The sequence below is a fragment of the Streptomyces sp. NPDC034037 genome, assembly GCF_055575715.1.
On record NZ_JBVISC010000013.1, the window covers coordinates 36,074 to 56,591 of the forward strand.

Below are 20,518 nucleotides of genomic sequence, written 5' to 3' on the forward strand. Positions count from 1 at the left end.
AAGCCGGCCGCCCCGCCTCTGGCTCCGCCTCCCGCACACCGCCAACTGCCCCGCCCGCGCCACCGCCCCTCACTTCGCCGGCCGCCCCGCCCGCGCCTTGGCCCCGCTGCTCCCCTCCGCGCTCACTCGGGTCTCCCCGCCACCGTCACCGCCACCGTCCCGCTGGGCGTCGTCACCGGCGTCCGCCGCTTCACCGGCCCCGTCCTTGGCGGCGCGCCTCACCGGCTTCGCGCCGCCCACCGCCGCCTCGGCCGCCGCGTACAGCTCGGCGGGGCGCACTCCGGAGAGCGCGGTGACCAGGTGGCCGTCGGGGCGGATGAGCAGGACCGAGTGCGCGGCGGCCCCGGGGTAGCTCTCCGCGACGAGCAGTTCGGCGGGGTGCGGCAGCGCCGTGACGGCGGCGGCGAGGCGCGGCATGATCCCGGCCGTCACCCAGTGCCGCCGCTCCCACACCACGGTGCCCGGCGCGACCAGGAGGACGAGGAGCCGGCCGAACCCGAGCCGTTCCCGCAGCTGGACGAACGAGCCGTCGGGCGCCGTCACCCGCACATCGGCCACGGGCGCGCCCACCTCCGTGCCCACCGCCACCTCGGACTCCGAGGGCGCGGGCGCCAGCGGCGAGTGCGCGTACGACGAGGGCGCGCCGAGCGGCCCGCGCCCCACGTGGCCGTCCGTGAGGAGCGCGTCGTGCCCGCGCGCGGACCCGGGCACGTAGGAGCGCAGGCCCTTGCCGCCCCGCAGGACCGGCAGCGACTGGTCGGCGGCGCGCAGGCGCGCGGCCACGCCGGCCCGCCGCTCGGCCTGGTAGCTGTCGAGCAGCGCGTCGCGCTCGCCGTGGTGCCAGGCGAACGCCAGCTTCCACGCGAGGTTGTCGGCGTCCCGCAGCCCCTCGTCGAGTCCCTGCGTGCCGAGCGCGCCGAGCAGATGCGCGGCGTCCCCGGCGAGGAAGGAGCGGCCGACCCGCCACCGGCGGGCGAGGCGGTGGTGGACGAGGTGGACACCGGTGTCGAGCAGTTCGTACGGCGGTGTGGCACCCCCGCACCAGCCGGCAAGGGTCTCCCGGATCCGCTGGACGAGGGCGTCGGGGGTCACCAGCTCGCCGCGCGGCGGCAGCAGCCAGTCGAGGCGCCACACCCCGTCCGCCAGCGGGCGCCCGGTCACCTCGGCGCCCGCGCCGCGCCACGGAGGCATCCGGTGCAGCAACGCCTCACCGGGCCAGGGAAGTTCCGTACGCAGTGCTGCCACGGCGTGTCGCTCGACGGCCGTACGGCCGGGGAAGCGGATGTCGAGCAGCTTGCGCACCGTCGAGCGGGACCCGTCGCACCCCACCAGGTAACTGCCTCGCCACCACGTGTCCTTCGGCCCGCGCGTGTGGGCGGTCACTCCGGAGGAGTCCTGTTCCAGGGCGTCGAGCTTGCTCCCCACCGCCATCTCGACCAGGCGCTCGTGGGCGATGGCGTCGCGCAGCGCACCGGTCAGCACGTGCTGCGGCACGTGCAGCGGGGCGGGCACCTCGTCCCCGAAGGAGAGCTCCCGCATCACCTGCTTGCGCCGAAGGGACCGCCAATTGGTCCAGCGCGCACCCGACCGCGGATCACCGAGCGAGTGGCCCACCAGCCGTTCCACGAAGCCGGCGGTGTCCTCCCGGAGCACGACCGTCCGCGCCAGGCGCTGCTCGTCCTTGCCGGGACCGTCGTCCAGGACCACCGTGGGCACCGAGTGGCGGGCGAGGGCGAGAGCCAGGGCGAGGCCGACGGGTCCCGCGCCGACGACGATCACCGGGTCCACGGCACACACCCTCCGGCCCGTCGGGAGCCGAGGGTCCGGGCTGCTCGGAAGCGCTGGACGTACCTGTAGGAGCTGGCAGTTGGAGCCCGGTGCACGATCACAGAACGTATGCAACCCATTGCCGGTGCTTGCGTCAAGTGACGACGGCAGTGGCGTTCACCAGGAAGTAACGGCGGAGCGGCCTGCCGGGAGGGGGAGGCGGGCCCAGGGAGACGCGTGTGGGGGGCGGCTCGGTGGCCACCCCCCACACTATGTCGACGCTACGTCAGTTGGATTTCCCAACCGATCCGTTGGTGTCGTCGGTCGGGCCCTTGTCCGCCTCCGTGGCCACCGTCGGGCCGAGCGGCGTGGCCGCGTCCAGTACGGCGGGCGTCTCCGCGGGCTCCGCCGCGGCGGCCACCACGATGCCGGTCTTGGTGCGGCGCCCGCGCTTCTCGATCCAGGTGGCCAGCGAGGAGAGCGCCAGGCAGAGCCCGATGTAGATGGCACCGACGACCGCGACCGTCTGGACGAAGGGGTACGTGCCGTTCACGGGGGTGTTGTTGGCGATCAGCCGCGCCGAGTACAGCAGCTCGGGGTAGAGGATGATGTAGCCGAGCGAGGTGTCCTTGAGCGTCACCACGAGCTGGCTGATGATCGTCGGCAGCATGGAGCGCACGGCCTGCGGGAACAGGATGCCGGCCGTCACCTGCGTCTTGCTCATGCCCAGGGCGTAGGCGGCCTCCCGCTGGCCCTTCGGCACGGCGTTCACGCCCGCGCGCAGGACCTCGGCCTGGACGCAGCCGTTGTAGATCGACAGGCCGAGGACCAGCGCCCAGAACGGCGTCACGTCGCCGACGATGCCGACCCACAGGGCGAAGATCGTGATCAGCAGCGGGATCGACCGGAAGAGGTCGATGAAGATCACCGAGGCCCAGCGCACCACCCGGTGCTCGGACAGCCTGCCGACACACAGCACGACCGCGAAGGCCAGCGAGAGCACCGCGGCGAGCGCGAAGGCCTTGAGCGTGGCCAGGAGCGCTTCGAAGATGTTCTCGCGGATGCCGGAGTAATTGAAGATGTCCCACAGGGCGCCTTCGAACTCGCCCTTCTCGTTGAGCCGCAGGACGGCCCAGACGATCAGGCCGAGGACCGCCGCGGTGCCGGCGATGGAGTAGATCCGGTTGCGGACCTTGGCCTTGGGCCCGGGTGCGTCGAAGAGGACACTGGCACTCATCGGGCGACCTCCATGCGGTGCTCCAACAGCCGGAAGGCGCCGTTGATGGCGTACGTGATGATCAGGTACGCGACCGTGATCCAGACGAAGATCATGGCTATGTCGTAGCCCTCGTTGCTGAGGGTCTTGGCGACGTTGAACAGGTCGACGTTGTCGAAGCTGCCCGCGATGGCGGAGTTCTTCGTCAGGGCGATGAAGATCGACCCCATCGGGGCGACCACCGCACGGGTGGCCTGCGGGAGCACCACCACCCGCATGACCTGCGTGAAGCTCATGCCGATCGCGCGGGCCGCCTCGGCCTGGCCCATCGGCACGGTGTTGATGCCGGAGCGCAGTGCCTCGGCCACGAACGACGAGGTGTAGAACCCCAGCGCCACGACGCCGAGCACGAAGGAGTCCATGTCCGGGAAGAGGATCTTCGGGAGGATGAAGAAGGCCACCAGGAACAGCAGCGTCAGCGGGGTGTTCCGGAGGATGTTCACCCACAGGGTGCCGAAGACGCGCAGCGGCGGCACCGGGGAGACGCGGAATGCGGCGATGATCACGCCGAGCACCATGGCGATGACCCCGCTGACCGCGGTCAGCTCCACGGTGCCGATGAACCCCTCGCGGAACAGCGACAGGTTGTCGGTCAGTACGTTCATGAATTCTCCGCGAGAGGGCGGTCGGGCGGCGATGGGCTCACAGGACGCCCCGCCCCGTACGGACGTGTCGGCCGTACGAAGCGGGGCGCGGGGGTCCTACTTGGGGTCGGTGAAGGCCGGCGGGTCCTTGTACTCGGAGCCGGACTTGCCGAGGGTGGCCTCGAAGGCCTTCTTGTAGTCGCCGTTCTCCTGGTGCGCCTTGATGGCGTCCGCGACGGCCTTCTGCAGGGCCTTGTCGCCCTTCTTGAGGCCGACGCCGTAGGGCTCGTCGGAGAAGGGCTTGCCGACGACCTTGAGCTTCTTCGGGTTCTGCGCCGCGTAGCCCATCAGGATGGCGTCGTCGGTGGTGACGGCGTCGACCTGGTCGTTGAGCATCTGCGCCACGCACTCGGAGTACTTGGACAGCTCGGTCACCTTGGCGCCGTACTTCGGCTTCTTGATGTTCTGCAGCGGCGTGGAGCCGACGATGGAACAGACCTTCTTGCCGCGGACGGTCTCCGGGCCCTTGATGTCCTTCTCGTCCTTGCGGACGAGCAGGGAGGCGCCGGCGTGGTAGTACGGCCCGGCGAAGTCGATCTGCTTCTTGCGCTCGTCGTTCATCGTGTACGTGCCGATCATCAGATCGACGTCGCCCTTGGAGACCGCGGTCTCCCGGGCGCCGGAGTCGACCGTCTTGTACTCGATCTGCTTCGCCGAGAAGCCCAGGTCCGCCGCGATCATCTTCGCGATCTCGATGTCGAAGCCGGACCGCTCCTTGGTCGACTGGTCCTCGAAGCCCAGGTACGGCTGGTCGGCCTTGGCGCCGACGATCAGCTTGCCGCGCTTCTTGGCCGCCTTGAAGACGGACGAGTCGAGCGACACGTCCTTCTTGACCGTGTAGCTGAGGGCCTTGGTGTCCTTGCTGTCCGGGCCCTGCGGCTTGTCGCCGGCGGAGCCCTCCTTGCCGCCGCAGGCGGTGGCGGTCAGCGAGAGCGCGGCGACGGCCGCCGCCACGGCAACGGACTTACGGAGCTTCATGGGGAACATCCTCTGATTCGACTGGAGTTGAGACGGCGTGAAGCCTCAGTGTTTAAGGATCTTCGACAGGAAGTCCTTGGCCCGGTCGCTGCGCGGGTTGCTGAAGAACTGGTCCGGCGTGGCCTCTTCGACGATCCGGCCGTCCGCCATGAAGACGACACGGTTCGCCGCCGACCGGGCGAAGCCCATCTCGTGGGTGACGACGATCATCGTCATCCCGTCGCGGGCGAGCTGCTGCATCACCTCGAGGACCTCGTTGATCATCTCCGGGTCGAGCGCCGACGTGGGCTCGTCGAAGAGCATCACCTTGGGGTCCATCGCCAACGCGCGTGCGATGGCGACACGTTGCTGCTGACCGCCGGAGAGCTGCGCGGGGTACTTGTCGGCCTGTGAGGCGACCCCCACGCGGTCCAGCAGGGCGCGGGCCTTCGTCTCGGCCTCCGCCTTGCCGGTCCTGCGCACCTTGGTCTGGCCCAGCGTCACGTTCTCGAGCACCGTCTTGTGCGCGAAAAGGTTGAACGACTGGAAGACCATGCCCACGTCCGCACGGAGACGGGCCAGCTCCTTGCCCTCCTGGGGCAGCGGCTTGCCGTCGATCGAGATGTCTCCCGAGTCGACCGTCTCCAGGCGGTTGATGGTGCGGCACAGGGTCGACTTGCCCGACCCGGAGGGGCCGATCACCACGACGACCTCGCCGCGGGCGATGGTCAGGTCGATGTCCTGGAGGACGTGCAGAGCGCCGAAGTGCTTGTTGACGTTCTTCAGCACGACCAGGTCGTCCGCCCCGGGCGGTATGGCGTCCTTGGTCACCGATACTTCGGTCACGGCTTGTTGCTCCATCCTCCTCGGTTGGGGAGGACAGTAATCACCCAGTGCGACCAGCGTCATTACATCTGAGGGGAAATTGAGCATAACGATCCGGCCGCAACCGGACACTCCGTGTGAAGAGGGCCCACGATGTCCGTACCGGCTGGATAACGGAACGTGTCCGTGACCCGAACCCTCTTGACGCGGTCCTTATCCATCGGCGTGGATGCCTTGGTGCGCTCGCGCGAGTACCGGCCACGGTCGAACCACGGATGAATTGGAGGGGGCCCGTATGAGACTGCTTCTTGTCGAGGACGACGATCACGTGGCCGCCGCCCTGTCCGCGATCCTGGCCCGGCACGGCTTCGACGTCGTGCACGCCCGCAGCGGCGAGGAGGCGCTGCAGGCCCTGCTCCCCGCGCAGGCGCCCCCCTTCGGAGTGGTCCTCCTCGACCTCGGCCTGCCCGACCAGGACGGCTACGAGGTCTGCGGCAAGATCCGCAAGCGCGGTTCCACACCGGTGATCATGGTGACGGCGCGCTCGGACGTACGCTCCCGGATCCACGGCCTCAACCTCGGAGCCGACGACTACGTGGTGAAGCCGTACGACACCGGAGAACTCATCGCCCGCATCCACGCGGTCATCCGGCGACCCACCCCCGGCGGCGCGGCGGTACCGGGCGACAGCGAGCTGCGGCTGGGAGCCGTGCACATCGAACTGCCCACCCGGCAGGTCAGCGTGGACGGTTCGGTCGTCCAACTGACCCGCAAGGAGTTCGACCTCCTCGCCCTCCTCGCCCAGCGCCCCGGAGTGGTGTTCCGCCGCGAGCAGATCATCAGCGAAGTCTGGCGCACCAGTTGGGAAGGGACGGGACGCACCCTGGAAGTACACGTGGCGTCCCTGCGGGCCAAGCTGCACATGCCGGCGCTGATCGAGACGGTGCGCGGCGTCGGCTACCGCCTCGTCGCCCCGGCCACGTAGCAAGAGCGAGGACCGGTGCGCTCACGCCTCCTCCCGCTGCTGATCGTCCTCATGGCGGGCGTCCTGCTCGCGCTCGGCTTCCCGCTGGCCGTCAGTGTCGCGGCGGCGCAGCAGCAGAAGGTGGTCGTCGACCGGATCGACGACACGGCCCGCTTCGCCTCCCTCGCGCAGTTCGTCACCAAGCGGCCCTCGGGCTCCCGCGTCAAGGGCGACACCGACGAGCGCCGCGAGACCCTGCAGAAGGAACTCGACGACTACTACGAGGTCTACGGCATCAGGGCAGGCGTCTTCTACCGCGACGACAGCCCCATGGCCCACGCCCCCGCCACCTGGTACCTGCCCACCGAGGGAGACGTCCGCGGCGCCTTCCGGGAAGCCCTGCGCTCCCGTGGCAGCCACGACCCCGAGCAGGTGTGGCCGTGGCGGCGCGGCCGCCTCGCCGTCGCGTCCCCGGTGATCAGGGACGGGGACGTCATCGCCGTCGTCGTCACCGACTCGCCGACCGGACGCATGCGCTCCAAGACGCTGTACGGCTGGCTGCTGATCGCCGCCGGGGAGTTCGCGGCGATGCTCCTGGCCGTCGGAGCCGCCCTGCGGCTCACGGGCTGGGTGCTGCGCCCCGTGCGCGTCCTGGACGCCACCACGCACGACATAGCCACCGGACGCCTCAAATCGCGCGTCGCGGCGGCCGGCGGGCCACCGGAACTCAGGCGCCTCGCCCGCTCGTTCAACGAGATGGCGGACCACGTCGAGGACGTGCTCGAACAGCAGCGCGCCTTCGTCGCCGACGCCTCCCACCAACTGCGCAACCCCCTCTCCGCCCTGCTGCTGCGCATCGAACTGCTCGCCCTCGAACTGCCCGAGGGCAACGAGGAGATCGCCTCGGTCCGCACCGAGGGCAAGCGCCTCGCCCAGGTCCTGGACGACCTGCTCGACCTGGCGCTGGCCGAGCACGCCGCGGCGGACCTGTGCCTCATCGACATCGGTGAACTGGCCGCCGAGCGCGTCGCCTCCTGGCGCCCGCTCGCCGAGCAGCGGGGGGTACGGCTGACGGGCGAGTGCCCGGCGACCACCGGCTGGGCCGACCCGGTCGCCCTCTCCAGCGCACTGGACGCGGTGATCGACAACGCCCTGAAGTTCACCCCCGAAGGCGGACCGGTCCACGTGGCGGTCTCCTCGGGCAACGGCTCGACGACCGTCGTGGTCACCGATGGCGGCCCCGGGCTCACCGACGACGAGCTGGCCCGCGTCGGCGACCGCTTCTGGCGCAGCAACCGCCACCAGAACGTCAAGGGCTCGGGCCTCGGCCTGTCCATCTCGCGGGCCCTGCTCGCGGCGGGCGGCGGCTCCATCGCGTACGCGCGGAACGAACCGCACGGACTGAGGGTGAGCGTCAGCGTCCCCCGCAGCGAGCCGTCGACGGGCCCCTGAGGGCCGTTCCGCGGCCCTGCCGGAGCCACCCGCTCACGGCTTGACCGAGCGGTAGTAGCGGCGCGCCCCGTCGTGCAGCGGCAGGGGGTCGGTGAACAGTGCGGTGCGCAGGTCCACCAGCTGGGCCGCGTGCACCTGGTCGCCGATGTGGTCCCGGCTGTCGATGACGGTCCGGGTCAGCCCGGCGGTGAGGTCGGCGTCGGCCCGGTCGGTGGTGACCAGGAGGTTGGCCACCGCCAGGGTCGGCACGGCGGAGCCCTGCTGGGCATGCGGATAGGCGTCGGCCGGCATGGTCGCGGCCCGGTAGTAGCGCGAGGCGCCGCCCTGCTCGTGCAGCTTGTCGACGAGGTAGCCGAGTCCGACGAGGCGAATGTCCGTCTTCTTCGAAAGCACCCGCACCGAGGTCGTGGGCAGCCCGCCCGACCAGAAGAAGGCGTCGATCGAACCCCTCCGCAGCAGGTCGGGCATGGTGTCGATGCCCGCCGACACCGGCTCGATGTCCGCCCGCGGGTCGAGCCCCGCGGCGTCCAGCACCCGGTCCGCTATCAGCCGCACGCCGGAGCGGTCCTGCCCCACCGCCACCCGCTTGCCCCGCAGATCCGCCACGGAGTGGATGTCGGAACCCCGGGGCACCACGAGCTGGACGTAGTCGTCGTAGAGGCGCGCGCAGCCGCGCAGGCGGTCCGCCCCGGGCGCGCCCTCGAGGCGGTACTTCTCCACGGCGTCGGCGGCCGCGATGGTGAAGTCGGCCTCACCCGTGGCCACCCGCTCGACGTTCTGCGGCGACCCCTGGCTGTTGCGCAGATCGACGTCCACCTCCGGCATGTCCTGCGAGATCGCCGAGCGCAGGAGCTTGCCGTACCGCTCGTAGACGCCGTTGCGCACGCCCGTGCTGAACGTGATCCGGCCGCTCGGGGAGCTCTCGCCCATGGGCATCAGCCACCACACCAGCAGCCCGAACACCACGAGCGCGGCGGCCGCGCCCTGGAGGGCGCGGCGCCTGCCGATGCGGGGGAGTGCCTGGAGCATGCGCGCGATCCTGCCAGCACCCTCACCGGGATGACCAGGGGCGAGGTCACACCTCGGGGCCCTGACGGCCGCCCCGGGGGAGCCTCGGCCGCCGTCCCCGGCCACGCGCGCGTGGCGACCCCGTACCCTGGGGGCGAGATGAGCGCGAAGACTTACGAGGTGCGCACCTACGGGTGCCAGATGAACGTCCATGACTCCGAGCGGCTCTCCGGGCTGCTGGAGGACGCCGGCTACGAACGTGCGCCCGAAGGAGCCGACGGCGACGCCGACGTCGTCGTCTTCAACACGTGCGCCGTGCGGGAGAACGCCGACAACCGCCTGTACGGCAATCTCGGCCGCCTGGCCCCGATGAAGACCAAGCGGCCCGGGATGCAGATCGCCGTCGGCGGCTGTCTCGCCCAGAAGGACCGCGACACCATCGTCAAGAAGGCGCCCTGGGTCGACGTCGTCTTCGGCACGCACAACATCGGCAAGCTGCCGGTCCTCCTGGAGCGCGCCCGCGTCCAGGAAGAGGCGCAGGTCGAGATCGCGGAGTCCTTGGAGGCGTTCCCCTCGACGCTGCCCACGCGCCGCGAGAGCGCGTACGCCGCGTGGGTCTCCATCTCCGTGGGCTGCAACAACACCTGCACCTTCTGCATCGTCCCCGCCCTGCGCGGCAAGGAGAAGGACCGCAGGACCGGCGACATCCTCGCCGAGATCGATGCGCTCGTCGGCGAAGGCGTCAGCGAGATCACCCTCCTCGGGCAGAACGTGAACGCGTACGGCTCGGACATCGGCGACCGCGAGGCCTTCAGCAAGCTGCTGCGCGCCTGCGGCGGGATCGAGGGCCTGGAGCGCGTGCGCTTCACCTCCCCGCACCCCCGCGACTTCACCGACGACGTCATCGCCGCCATGGCCGAGACGCCCAACGTGATGCCGCAGCTGCACATGCCGCTGCAGTCCGGCTCCGACCCGATCCTCAAGGCGATGCGCCGCTCCTACCGCCAGGACCGCTTCCTGGGGATCATCGAGAAGGTCCGCGCGGCCATGCCGGACGCGGCCATCTCCACCGACATCATCGTGGGCTTCCCCGGCGAGACCGAGGAGGACTTCGAGCAGACCATGCACGTCGTCCGCGAGGCCCGCTTCGCCAACGCCTTCACCTTCCAGTACTCCAAGCGCCCCGGGACCCCGGCCGCGACCATGGAGGACCAGATCCCCAAGGAGGTCGTCCAGGCGCGCTACGAGCGTCTGGTGGCCCTCCAGGAGGAGATCTCCTGGGAGGAGAACAAGAAGCAGGTCGGCCGCACCCTGGACCTGATGGTCGCCGAGGGCGAGGGCCGCAAGGACGGCGCCACGCACCGCCTCTCCGGCCGCGCTCCCGACAACCGCCTGGTGCACTTCACCAAGCCGGACACCGAGGTGCGCCCCGGCGACGTCGTGACGGTCGAGATCACCTACGCCGCCCCGCACCACCTGCTCGCCGAGGGCGCCGTGCTGAACGTACGCCCCACGCGCGCGGGTGACGCGTGGCAGAAGCGCAACACCGAGGCGGCCGCGAAGCCCGCGGGCGTCATGCTGGGCCTGCCGAAGATCGGCGCCCCGGCCCCGCTGCCGGTGGCCACGGGGAGCGGCTGCGGCTGTGACTGACCTTCGGGCCGGTCGCCCACCGGGTGCGCGTTAGTCTGCGGATCATGCTTGTCGCCGCAGCCGTCTGCCCCAGCGCGCCCCTGCTCGTCCCCGCCGTCGCCGCGGGAGCCGCCCCGGAACTGGACGCCGCGCGCGCGGCGTGCACCGACGCCCTAGGGGTGCTCGCCGCGTCCCGGCCCGATCGCCTCGTCGTGGTCGGGCCCGCCGACGGACCGGGCGAAAGCGAGCCGTATCCGCAGGGCGCCCGCGGCTCCTTCCGTGGCTTCGGGGTGGACCTCGACGTACGGCTCGGGCCAGGCACCGGCGATGGTGCGCAGGCCGGGCGCGAGCTGCCGCCCTCGCTCGCCGTGGCCGCCTGGCTGCTCGCGCGCACCGGGTGGTCCACCGCCCCGCTGGCAGGCCTGGCCGTCGGGGAGACCCTCGCCGCCGAGCGCTGCCTCGCAGCGGGGGCGGAGATCGGGGCCCGGGCCGACCGGGTGGCCCTGCTGGTGATGGGCGACGCCAGCGCGTGCCGCACGCTGAAGGCCCCCGGCTATCTCGATGAGCGGGCGGCCGGTTTCGACGCGGCGGCCGGCCGCGCCCTCGGCACGGCGGACGTCGGCGCGCTGAAGGCACTGGACGCGGATCTGGCGCACGAACTGAAGGCGGCGGGCCGCGCACCCTGGCAGGTGCTCGCCGGGGCGGCCGACGGGGCGGCGCTGAGCGGAGAGCTGCTCTACGAGGACGCGCCCTACGGCGTCGGGTACCTCGTGGCCGCCTGGTCCTGAGGGCCCCGCCGGCGGCCCGCGCCGGGCCCGGACGGCCTTCCGGGGAACAGCCCCCACACGCGGCGACGGCCGCGAAGCAGGATGCTTCACGGCCGTCCGCCGATGCGGTTCAGGGAGCCGCGGGGGGTGTCGGGGGCGGGGGAGGAGTGGCGCTGCCGCCCGTGCCCCCGCCGTGCCCGTCCGTGCCGTGCGCAGGGCCGGCGAGACGGTCGACGGCGTCCTTCGCCTTTCCCGTTCCCGTGTGGATCTTGTCGCTGTACTTGCCCTTGGTCTTCGCGTCGACGACCTTCGCGGCCTTGTCCAGCCCCTGGTCGATCTTGTCCCCGTGCTGCTGTGCGAGGTCGGAGACCTTGCCCTTGGCAGGGGCCAGCTTGTCCTTCAGGCGGTCCAGGAAGCCCATGCATTCACCTTCCCTCGCCGGGAGTGCGCCGGGGTGCTACTTCCGGGCGCCCTCACCGGCTTCGTTGTCGGCCGCTTCGCCGGCCGACTGCTGCTTCGGGATGTCCACGCCGTCCGCCGCCTCGGCGGACTCCGCGGGCTTGTCCTCGCCGGCGCTCTCGGTGTCCGCATCGGTCTTGACGGCCGGCTCGGCCTTGGCCTCGGCGTCGGCAGGGCACTCGGCGGCTCCCTCGCGCTCGGCGGACCCCTCGGCCTCGGAGGACTCCCCGGCGGCCTCGGTCGCCTCGGGCGTCTGCGCGTCGGCGGACACCTCGGCCGGCGCCGCCTCCTCGCTGTCCTTGGCCTTCCGGCGGAACCTTGCAAAAACGCCCATATCTACTCCATACGTTACTCGTGTGGGCGAAACCCCGCCCCACCCGGTGCGCCCATTGCGTCGCCCGGGGCATCGGTCCTCGAAACCGGCGGCCGAGACCTCGCAACAGGCAACGACCTGGGAGGCGTGCCGTCACGTAGCTCGTTCGGGAAGACTTGCGGGTGTTTGCGAGACTGGTGCGGTGAGTAGTGCAGCTCCCGCCCCGCGGGTCATCGCCGTCGTCGGTCCCACCGCGGCAGGAAAGTCCGATCTGGGCGTTTTCCTCGCCCAGCGCCTTGGCGGCGAAGTCGTCAACGCGGACTCCATGCAGCTCTACCGGGGGATGGACATCGGCACCGCCAAGCTGACGCCCGAGGAGCGCGGTGGCGTGCCCCACCAGCTGCTCGACATCTGGGACGTCACGGAGGCGGCCAGCGTCGCCGAGTACCAGCGACTGGCCCGCGCGCAGATCGACCGCCTCCTCGCCGAGGGCCGCTGGCCGATCCTCGTCGGTGGCTCCGGGCTGTACGTCAGGGGGGCCGTCGACCGCCTGGAGTTCCCCGGCACCGACCCCGCCGTACGGGCCCGCCTGGAGGAGGAGCTCACCCTGCGCGGCCCCGGCGCCCTGCACGCCCGCCTCGCCGCCGCCGACCCCGGGGCGGCCCAGGCGATCCTGCCCGGCAACGGCCGCCGGATCGTGCGCGCCCTTGAGGTCATCGAGATCACCGGCAAGCCCTTCACCGCCAACCTCCCCGGCCACGACTCCGTGTACGACACGGTCCAGATCGGCGTCGACGTGGCGCGCCCCGAACTCGACGAACGCATCGCCACGCGCGTGGACCGCATGTGGGACGCCGGCCTGGTCGACGAGGTACGCGCGCTGGAGGCGCGGGGGCTGCGCGAGGGACGCACGGCGTCCCGGGCCCTCGGCTACCAGCAGGTGCTCGCAGCCCTCGCGGGGGAGTGCACCGAGGACGAGGCGCGCGCCGAGACCGTGCGCGCCACCAAACGCTTCGCGCGCCGTCAGGACTCGTGGTTCCGGCGCGACCCCCGGGTGCACTGGCTGAGCGGCGCCGTGGCCGACCGGGGGGAACTTCCTTCCCGTGCCCTCGCGTTGGTCGAACGACCGGTCACAGCCTGATCACGTGATGGCATCGGGACGCCCCGCGGGTCATCCGCGCACCTGACGCCGTGCCATCATCGACCATCGATCGACAGGTGGAGTCCGGAGTGGGAGGGCGCGTGGCGATGGAGGCCGGCCCTCGTGACACCGCGCATGACGGCGGAGAGCAGCTGAGTCCCGACGGTCCCGACGAGAGCGGGAGCGGCGTGACGGACGACGGACCCGGGGCGGACGAGATGTCCGCGCAGGACGAGGTCGAGGTCGAGCTGCGCCCGCAGCGGCGGCTGCGCGTCTGGCAGCTCGCGCCCATCGTGATCCTCGCCGCGGTCGGCTCCCTGATGTTCGCCTTCCCGCTGGCCTTCGAGTTCGGCGACGGCGGCGCGGTGGTCGCCATGCTCGGGCTGCTGATCAGCTGCTGCGCGGCCGGCTGGGGCATGATGGCCGCCCGCCGCGTCGGACACACCTGGCCCGGACTGCCCGAGCGGGGCTCGGGGCGCCGCCCGGACTGGCGGGTCGTCTGCGGCTACGCCCTGCTGTTCCTCGGCGCCGCTGTCCTCGCCGTGTGGCGGGTGGCCCGCCTCCGCTGACACCGGCCGGCGTCGCGCCGCTGTCGGGACCACTCCGCCGGCGCCTTCGCGGCACCGCGCGGACCGCCTGTCGTACCCACCCCGTACGATCGAGGAATGAGCACGCGGATCGCCTTCCTCAAGGGGCACGGGACCGAGAACGACTTCGTGATCATCCCGGACCCGGACAACGCCGTCGAGCTGTCCCCGGCCGCCGTGGCCGCCCTGTGCGACCGCCGCGCGGGCATCGGCGCCGACGGCGTCCTGCACGTCGTGCGCTCCGCCGCCCACCCCGAGGCCCGCCATCTCGCCGACCGCGCCGAGTGGTTCATGGACTACCGCAACGGCGACGGCTCGATCGCCGAGATGTGCGGCAATGGAGTGCGCGTCTTCGCCCGCTACCTCCAGCACGCCGGCCACGTCGGCGAGGGCGACCTGACGGTGGCCACCCGCGGCGGCGTGAAGAGCGTGCACATCGCCAAGGCGGAATCCGGCGGCGAGATCACCGTCGGGATGGGCAAGGCGCTGCTCCCCGGCGGGGACGTCACCGTCTCCGTCTCCGAGCACCGGTGGCCCGCGCTCAACGTGAACATGGGCAATCCGCACGCGGTCGCCTTCGTGGACGACCTCTCCGAAGCGGGCACCCTCTACGAAGCCCCGCTCTTCAGCCCCGCCTCCGCCTACCCGGACGGGGTGAACGTCGAATTCGTCGTCGACCGCGGCCCGCGCCACGTCGCCATGCGCGTGCACGAGCGCGGCGCGGGCGAGACCCGCTCCTGCGGCACGGGCACGTGCGCCGTGGCCGTCGCCGCGGCCCGCAGAGACGCGCTGGACCCGGCCGTCACCGGGGCCCCGGTGACGTACACCGTCGAGGTCCTCGGCGGCCGCCTGGTGATCACCGAGCACCCCGACGGCGAGATCGAGATGACCGGCCCCGCCGTCATCGTCGCCGAAGGCGAGTTCGCGTCCGAATGGCTCGAAACGGCAATCGCATGAAGTGTCGCTCGAATGGGTGATCCGTTTCACGCTCGGCGAGAGGCGGTCAGTGCCGCGTGATGGGCTCGGTAGCATCAAGCACCGGCCCGGACGGAGTACGTCACCGTCCGTTCACCGCCGGTCGACGCAGCCGGAGGTGCCCATGAGCGCGGAGGCCACGAACCCTGCCACGCCCGTCCCCCTGACGACCGGGGGGCTGCGCAGGCGCGGCCGCGCCCGTCTCGACCTGCGCAGGCTCGGCAGGGCCGCCCTGCTGGGGCCCGGCGCCCGCGACCGCCTCCCCGACGCGATCGGCCACGTGGTGGAGGCCCACCGCGCCCACTACCCCGACGCCGACCCCGACCCGCTGCGCCGGGCGTACGTCCTCGCGGAGTCCTCGCACCGCGGCCAGACGCGCAAGAGCGGCGAACCGTACATCACGCACCCCCTCGCCGTGACCCTGATCCTCGCCCAGCTCGGCGCCGAGATCACCACGCTGACCGCCTCCCTGCTCCACGACACCGTCGAGGACACGGACGTCACGCTGGACCAGGTGCGGGCCGAGTTCGGCGACGACGTCTGCTATCTCGTCGACGGCGTCACCAAACTGGAGAAGGTCGACTACGGAGCGGCGGCCGAGCCGGAGACCTTCCGCAAGATGCTCGTCGCCACCGGCAACGACGTGCGCGTCATGTCGATCAAGCTCGCCGACCGGCTGCACAACATGCGCACGCTCGGCGTCATGCGCCCCGAGAAGCAGGCCCGCATCGCCAAGGTGACCCGGGACGTGCTCATCCCGCTCGCCGAGCGCCTCGGCGTCCAGGCGCTCAAGACCGAGCTGGAGGACCTCGTCTTCGCGATCCTGCACCCGCAGGAGTACGCCGAGGTCCAGGCCCTCATCACCGCCGACGCCCAGCGCGAGGGCGACCCGCTCGGGGACATCGCGAACGAGGTGCGCGGCGTGCTGCGCGAGGCCGGCATCACGGCCGAAGTGCTCATCAGGCCGCGCCACTTCCTCTCCGTCCACCGGGTGCACCGCAAACGCGGCGAGCTGCGCGCCTCCGACTACGGCCGCCTCCTGGTGCTCGTCGGCGAGGACGCGGACTGCTACGGAGTCCTCGGCGAACTGCACACCTGCTTCACGCCCGTCGTCTCGGAGTTCAAGGACTTCATCGCCGTACCGAAGTTCAACCTCTACCAGTCGCTGCACACAGCCGTCGCCCGGCCCGACGGCGAGGTGGCCGAAGTCCTCATCCGCACGCACCAGATGCACCAGGTCGCCGAGGCGGGCGTCGTCGCCCTCCGCAACCCTTACGCGCCTGCTCCGGAGGAGCACTCCGGGGCCGACGACGAGCGCGTGGACCCGACCAGGCCCGGCTGGCTCTCCCGGCTCCTCGACTGGCAGCAGGCCGCCCCCGACCCCGACACGTTCTGGTCGACGCTGCGCGAGGACCTCGCCCAGGACCGCGAAATCACCGTCTTCCGGTCCGACGGCGGCACCCTCGGCCTGCCCGCCGGCGCCAGCTGCGTGGACGCCGCCTACGCCCAGTACGGCGAGGACGCGCACGCCTGCATCGGCGCCCGCGTCAACGGCCGCCTCGCGACGCTCAGCACGGTCCTGCGGGACGGCGACACCGTGCAGCTGCTCCTGAGTCAGGACGCCACCTCGGGCCCCTCCCGCGAGTGGCTGGAGCACGCCCGCACGCCGGCCGCGCGCATCGCCATCCGGCGCTGGCTCACCACCCACCCCGCCACCGCGGCGTCCGCCCCCGCGGCCACCCCGCCGCGCCCGCCCGAGCAGGCGCCGGCGGCCGCGCCACGCCCCGAGGCCCCCGAGGCACCCGACGCCTCCCGCCCCGCCGCCGCGACCGCCGTGGTGGACCGCGAGGGTGCCACCGTTCGGCTCGCGGGGTGTTGTACGCCGGTGCCGCCCGACGCCATCACCGCCTTCGCCGTCCGCGGCGGCGCCGTGACCGTCCACCGCGCCGGCTGCCACTCGGTGGAGCGCATGAAGGAGGTCGGGCGCGCGGAGGTGGGTGTGCGCTGGGGCGACAGCGCCGAGTGCCGCGTCACCCTCACCGCCGAATCGTTCGGCCGCGCGCACCTCCTCGCCGACCTCACCGAGGCGATCGCCCTGGAGGGCGTCGCCATCGTCTCCGCGACCGTGGAGCCACCGACCCAGCAGCGCGTACGCCACACGTACACGCTCCAACTGCCCGACGCGGCGCACCTCCCGGGGCTGATGCGGGCCATGCGGGCCGTGCCGGGCGTGTACGACGTGAGCCGCGCCCAGCACCCGGCGGCCGCCGCCCACTGACACGCGCAGGCCCGCCACCGAGGCGGCCCGGCCCATCAGGAGGGCCCCGGAGCGACACGTTCGAGTGGCATGGCGCGCGGCGTCGCACGGGGACGGGCGCGCGCTGATAGCGGTAAGTCCATGCTGCTCACCCCTCGGACCTCGGCCCCGCGGCCCAAGGCCCTTCGCACCCACCGCCTCGCCGTGGCACTGATCGCGGCGACCGCCTCCGCGGCCCTCGTCGCGGCGAGCGCGCCGTCGCCGGCCGCCCCCCTCGGCATCGGCGACCCGCTCTTCCCGCACCTGGGCAACCCCGGGTACGACGTGGAGTCGTACGACATCGACTTCACCTATCACGGTGACAACCGCAAGCCGCTGGACGCCATCACCAAGATCGACGCCCGGGTCACGGCTCCGCTGGAGCAGGTGAACCTGGACTTCACCCACGGCAAGGTGCGCTCCGTCGAGATCAACGGCCAGGCCGCCCGGTTCGACAGCTCCGGAGAGGACCTGGTCCTCACGCCGTCCGAACCGCTCTGGCCCGGCGAAGCGCTGCGCATCGCCGTCCGGCACACCAGTGACCCCGTCTCCACCAAGGAGGCCCAGAGCGGCTGGCTGCCCACCGACGACGGGCTCGCCATGGCCAATCAGGCGGACGCGGCCCACCTGGTCTTCCCCTGCAACGACCACCCGTCGGACAAGGCGGTGTTCACGTTCCGCGTGACCACCCCCAAGGGGCTCACCGCCGTCGCCAACGGCCTGCCGAGCGCCGAGCCCCGGCACACCGCGAAGACCACCACCTGGGAGTACCGCACCCACCACCCCATGGCGACCGAGCTGGCACAGGTGTCCATCGGCCGCTCCACCGTCCTGCACCGCGAGGGCCCGCACGGCCTCGTCGTACGCGATGTGGTGCCCACCAAGGACCGCAAGGTCCTGGAGCGCTGGCTGAAGAGGACACCCGGCCAGATCGACTGGATGGAGAAGAAGGTCGGCCGCTACCCCTTCGAGGCCTACGGCGTCCTGGTGGCGGGCGCCCGCACCGGCTTCGAACTGGAGACGCAGACGCTCTCGCTCTTCGAGAGGGAGCTGTTCGTCCACCCCGGGATCCCCGAGTGGTACGTCGACGCGATCATGGTGCACGAACTGGCCCACCAGTGGTTCGGCGACAGCGTCAGCCCCCGGAACTGGTCGGACGTATGGCTCAACGAGGGCCACGCCACCTGGTACGAGGCGCTCTTCGCCGAGGAGAAGGCGAAGCGGCCCCTGAAGGACCGGATGCGGGCGGCCTACGGCCGGTCGGACGCCTGGCGCGCCACCGGTGGCCCGCCCGCCAAGCCCAAGGAGCCCGCTCCGGGACAGAAGATCAGCCTCTTCAGGCCGGTCGTCTACGACGGCAGCGCCCTGGTCCTGTACGCCTTGCGCCAGGAGATCGGGCAGCGCGCCTTCGAGAGCCTGGAGCGGCAGTGGGTCCACATCCACCGCGACGGCAACGCGGAGACCGCCGACTTCATCCGGCTGGCCTCCTACCACGCCGGGCGTGACCTGCGCGGATTCTTCGACGCCTGGCTTTACGGCAAGAAGACCCCGCCGATGCCGGGTCATCCGGACTGGCACACGACGGCGCCGGAGGCGAAGGCTCCGGGGAAGGCCGGGTAGCTCCGGGAAAGGCCGGCGGACGAGAAGACGGGGGCGGGGAACCCCCGTAGGGGAAAACACGGGTGACGAGACGGGCCGTGCCGTGCGACCATCGTCAGGTCGACGACGGCACGGCACGGCCCTTCCGGTCCGGGCAGGTCACGGGAATCTCCGGGCCGTACCGGGCGTTGTCGACAGTGACGGATGACGCATCCGTCGAGGGCGGGTCCCCGGATCCGGCCGCATTCCCATCGAAGCATCGACGTAAGGATCCAATGACCTCCTCTTCTTCCCCTTCCCAGGACGCACAGCGCTTCGCGCAGAACTACCCCGAAGGTCTTCGGGCCGATGCCCTGATGGAAGAGGACGTCGCCTGGAGCCACGAGATCGACGGAGCGCGGGACGGCGACCAGCTCGACCGCTCCGAGCGCGCGGCCCTGCGCCGTGTCGCCGGCCTCTCCACCGAACTCGAGGACGTCACCGAAGTCGAGTACCGCCAGCTCCGCCTGGAGCGCGTGGTCCTCGTCGGCGTGTGGACCTCCGGGACGGTCGACGATGCGGAGAACTCCCTCGCCGAGCTCGCCGCCCTCGCGGAGACCGCGGGCGCGCTCGTCCTCGACGGCGTCATCCAGCGCCGCGACAAGCCCGACCCGGCGACCTACATCGGCTCCGGCAAGGCCCTGGAGCTGCGCGACATCGTGCTGGAGACCGGCGCCGACACGGTCGTCTGCGACGGTGAGCTGAGCCCCGGCCAGCTGATCCACCTCGAAGACGTCGTCAAGGTCAAGGTGGTCGACAGGACCGCGCTGATCCTCGACATCTTCGCCCAGCACGCCAAGTCCCGAGAGGGCAAGGCGCAGGTCGCCCTGGCGCAGATGCAGTACATGCTGCCGAGGCTCCGCGGCTGGGGTCAGTCGCTCTCCCGTCAGATGGGTGGCGGCGGCGGTGGCGGCATGGCCACCCGTGGTCCCGGTGAGACCAAGATCGAGACGGACCGGCGTCGGATCCGCGAGAAGATGGCGAAGATGCGCCGTGAGATCGTGGAGATGAAGACGGGCCGCGACGTCAAGCGGCAGGAGCGCCGGCGCAACAAGGTGCCCTCGGTCGCCATCGCCGGGTACACGAACGCCGGCAAGTCCTCGCTGCTCAACCGCCTGACGGGCGCGGGCGTCCTGGTGGAGAACTCGCTGTTCGCCACCCTCGACCCGACCGTGCGCCGGGCCGAGACGCCGAGCGGCCGGGTGTACACCCTGGCCGACACCGTCGGGTTCGTGCGGCACCTGCCGCACCACCTCGTCGAGGCGTTCCGCTCCACCATGGAGGAGGTCGGCGACTCCGACCTGATCCTGCACGTGGTGGACGGCTCGCACCCGGTGCCGGAGGAGCAGCTGGCCGCCGTGCGCGAGGTCATCCGGGACGTGGGCGCGACCGACGTCCGCGAGATCGTGGTGATCAACAAGGCGGACGCGGCGGACCCGCTGGTCCTCCAGCGCCTGCTGCGCAACGAGAAGCACGCGATCGCGGTCTCGGCCCGCACCGGCGCCGGCATCGAGGAGCTGCTCGGGCTCATCGACACCGAACTGCCGCGGCCCGAGGTCGAGATCGAGGCCCTCGTCCCGTACACGGAGGGCCAGCTCATCTCGCGTGCCCACGCCGAGGGCGAGGTGCTCTCCGAGGAGCACACCGGTGACGGCACGCTGCTCAAGGCGCGGGTGCACGAAGAGCTCGCCGCGGAGCTCGGCCCGTACGTGCCGGCCACGCACTGACGGCGGCGCACACACGGCGGCGCACACACGGCGAAGGCCCGCTCCCTTCCTCAGGGGGCGGGCCTTCGCCGTGTCGCGTGTGGCGTTCAGGCG

Annotated in this window: 18 protein-coding genes; 10 read left to right on the plus strand and 8 right to left on the minus strand. The window is 71.7% G+C overall.

The annotated features are described in order from the left end of the window. Positions 1-69 precede the first annotated feature (69 nt). The 5 genes from ACZ516_RS31950 to ACZ516_RS31970 form a co-directional block, all read right to left on the minus strand. On the minus strand, positions 70-1,788 hold the full coding sequence (locus tag ACZ516_RS31950) for an FAD-dependent monooxygenase (protein ID WP_469013084.1): 1,719 nt from the start codon (positions 1,786-1,788) through the stop codon (positions 70-72). A 265-nt stretch (positions 1,789-2,053) separates the two neighbouring features. After that, positions 2,054-3,004, minus strand: coding sequence for an amino acid ABC transporter permease (locus tag ACZ516_RS31955; RefSeq protein WP_358582026.1), 951 nt, complete (start codon positions 3,002-3,004; stop codon positions 2,054-2,056). Further along, on the minus strand, positions 3,001-3,648 hold the full coding sequence (locus ACZ516_RS31960; protein ID WP_361076488.1) for an amino acid ABC transporter permease: 648 nt from the start codon (positions 3,646-3,648) through the stop codon (positions 3,001-3,003). The genes ACZ516_RS31955 and ACZ516_RS31960 overlap by 4 nt, the downstream gene beginning before the upstream one ends. Positions 3,649-3,744: 96 nt before the next feature. Further along, a complete protein-coding gene (locus tag ACZ516_RS31965) occupies positions 3,745-4,665 on the minus strand; it encodes a glutamate ABC transporter substrate-binding protein (RefSeq protein ID WP_358582032.1) in 921 nt (306 codons plus the stop codon). 45 nt (positions 4,666-4,710) lie between these two features. After that, entirely contained in the window at positions 4,711-5,490 is a 780-nt protein-coding gene (locus ACZ516_RS31970) for an amino acid ABC transporter ATP-binding protein (protein WP_358582035.1), read from the minus strand. Positions 5,491-5,764: 274 nt separating this feature from the next. On the opposite strand from ACZ516_RS31970, the gene ACZ516_RS31975 reads away from it, so the two are divergent. Then, the gene (locus ACZ516_RS31975; protein WP_358582038.1) at positions 5,765-6,454 is read left to right on the plus strand and encodes a response regulator transcription factor; all 690 of its coding nucleotides are present in this window, start codon (positions 5,765-5,767) and stop codon (positions 6,452-6,454) included. Between the two features lie 15 nt (positions 6,455-6,469). Continuing rightward, complete coding sequence (locus ACZ516_RS31980; RefSeq protein WP_358582040.1) at positions 6,470-7,885, plus strand: HAMP domain-containing sensor histidine kinase; 1,416 nt, start codon at positions 6,470-6,472, stop codon at positions 7,883-7,885. 33 nt (positions 7,886-7,918) lie between these two features. Here the strand turns inward: ACZ516_RS31980 and ACZ516_RS31985 are convergent, their stop codons facing one another. After that, a complete protein-coding gene (locus ACZ516_RS31985; protein ID WP_469013088.1) occupies positions 7,919-8,914 on the minus strand; it encodes a TAXI family TRAP transporter solute-binding subunit in 996 nt (331 codons plus the stop codon). Between the two features lie 180 nt (positions 8,915-9,094). Between ACZ516_RS31985 and miaB the strand changes: the two genes are divergently transcribed. Both miaB and ACZ516_RS31995 read left to right on the plus strand, forming a co-directional pair. After that, positions 9,095-10,543, plus strand: coding sequence for a tRNA (N6-isopentenyl adenosine(37)-C2)-methylthiotransferase MiaB (gene miaB, locus ACZ516_RS31990; RefSeq protein ID WP_469013241.1), 1,449 nt, complete (start codon positions 9,095-9,097; stop codon positions 10,541-10,543). Positions 10,544-10,587: 44 nt separating this feature from the next. Continuing rightward, positions 10,588-11,310, plus strand: coding sequence for a class III extradiol dioxygenase subunit B-like domain-containing protein (locus ACZ516_RS31995; protein ID WP_469013090.1), 723 nt, complete (start codon positions 10,588-10,590; stop codon positions 11,308-11,310). Between the two features lie 109 nt (positions 11,311-11,419). Here ACZ516_RS31995 and ACZ516_RS32000 read toward each other — a convergent pair whose 3' ends face one another. Then, a complete protein-coding gene (locus ACZ516_RS32000; protein ID WP_358582048.1) occupies positions 11,420-11,710 on the minus strand; it encodes an antitoxin in 291 nt (96 codons plus the stop codon). Positions 11,711-11,746: 36 nt separating this feature from the next. After that, positions 11,747-12,082, minus strand: coding sequence for a hypothetical protein (locus tag ACZ516_RS32005; protein ID WP_469013091.1), 336 nt, complete (start codon positions 12,080-12,082; stop codon positions 11,747-11,749). Positions 12,083-12,263: 181 nt separating this feature from the next. Between ACZ516_RS32005 and miaA the strand changes: the two genes are divergently transcribed. From miaA to hflX, 6 genes are all read left to right on the plus strand, one after another. Further along, a complete protein-coding gene (gene miaA / locus ACZ516_RS32010) occupies positions 12,264-13,202 on the plus strand; it encodes a tRNA (adenosine(37)-N6)-dimethylallyltransferase MiaA (RefSeq protein WP_361076508.1) in 939 nt (312 codons plus the stop codon). Between the two features lie 107 nt (positions 13,203-13,309). Beyond that, complete coding sequence (locus ACZ516_RS32015) at positions 13,310-13,771, plus strand: hypothetical protein (protein ID WP_358582067.1); 462 nt, start codon at positions 13,310-13,312, stop codon at positions 13,769-13,771. A gap of 96 nt (positions 13,772-13,867) precedes the next feature. Continuing rightward, positions 13,868-14,746 carry a diaminopimelate epimerase gene (gene dapF / locus ACZ516_RS32020; RefSeq protein ID WP_358912388.1) on the plus strand — a complete coding sequence of 293 codons (879 nt, stop codon included), beginning with the start codon at positions 13,868-13,870 and terminating at the stop codon, positions 14,744-14,746. Between the two features lie 142 nt (positions 14,747-14,888). Continuing rightward, a complete protein-coding gene (locus ACZ516_RS32025; protein ID WP_469013093.1) occupies positions 14,889-17,042 on the plus strand; it encodes a RelA/SpoT family protein in 2,154 nt (717 codons plus the stop codon). A gap of 120 nt (positions 17,043-17,162) precedes the next feature. Further along, positions 17,163-18,680, plus strand: a complete 1,518-nt coding sequence (locus ACZ516_RS32030) for a M1 family metallopeptidase (RefSeq protein ID WP_469013094.1) — start codon at positions 17,163-17,165, stop codon at positions 18,678-18,680. 254 nt (positions 18,681-18,934) lie between these two features. After that, positions 18,935-20,425 carry a GTPase HflX gene (gene hflX, locus ACZ516_RS32035; protein WP_469013097.1) on the plus strand — a complete coding sequence of 497 codons (1,491 nt, stop codon included), beginning with the start codon at positions 18,935-18,937 and terminating at the stop codon, positions 20,423-20,425. Positions 20,426-20,518: the final 93 nt, after the last annotated feature.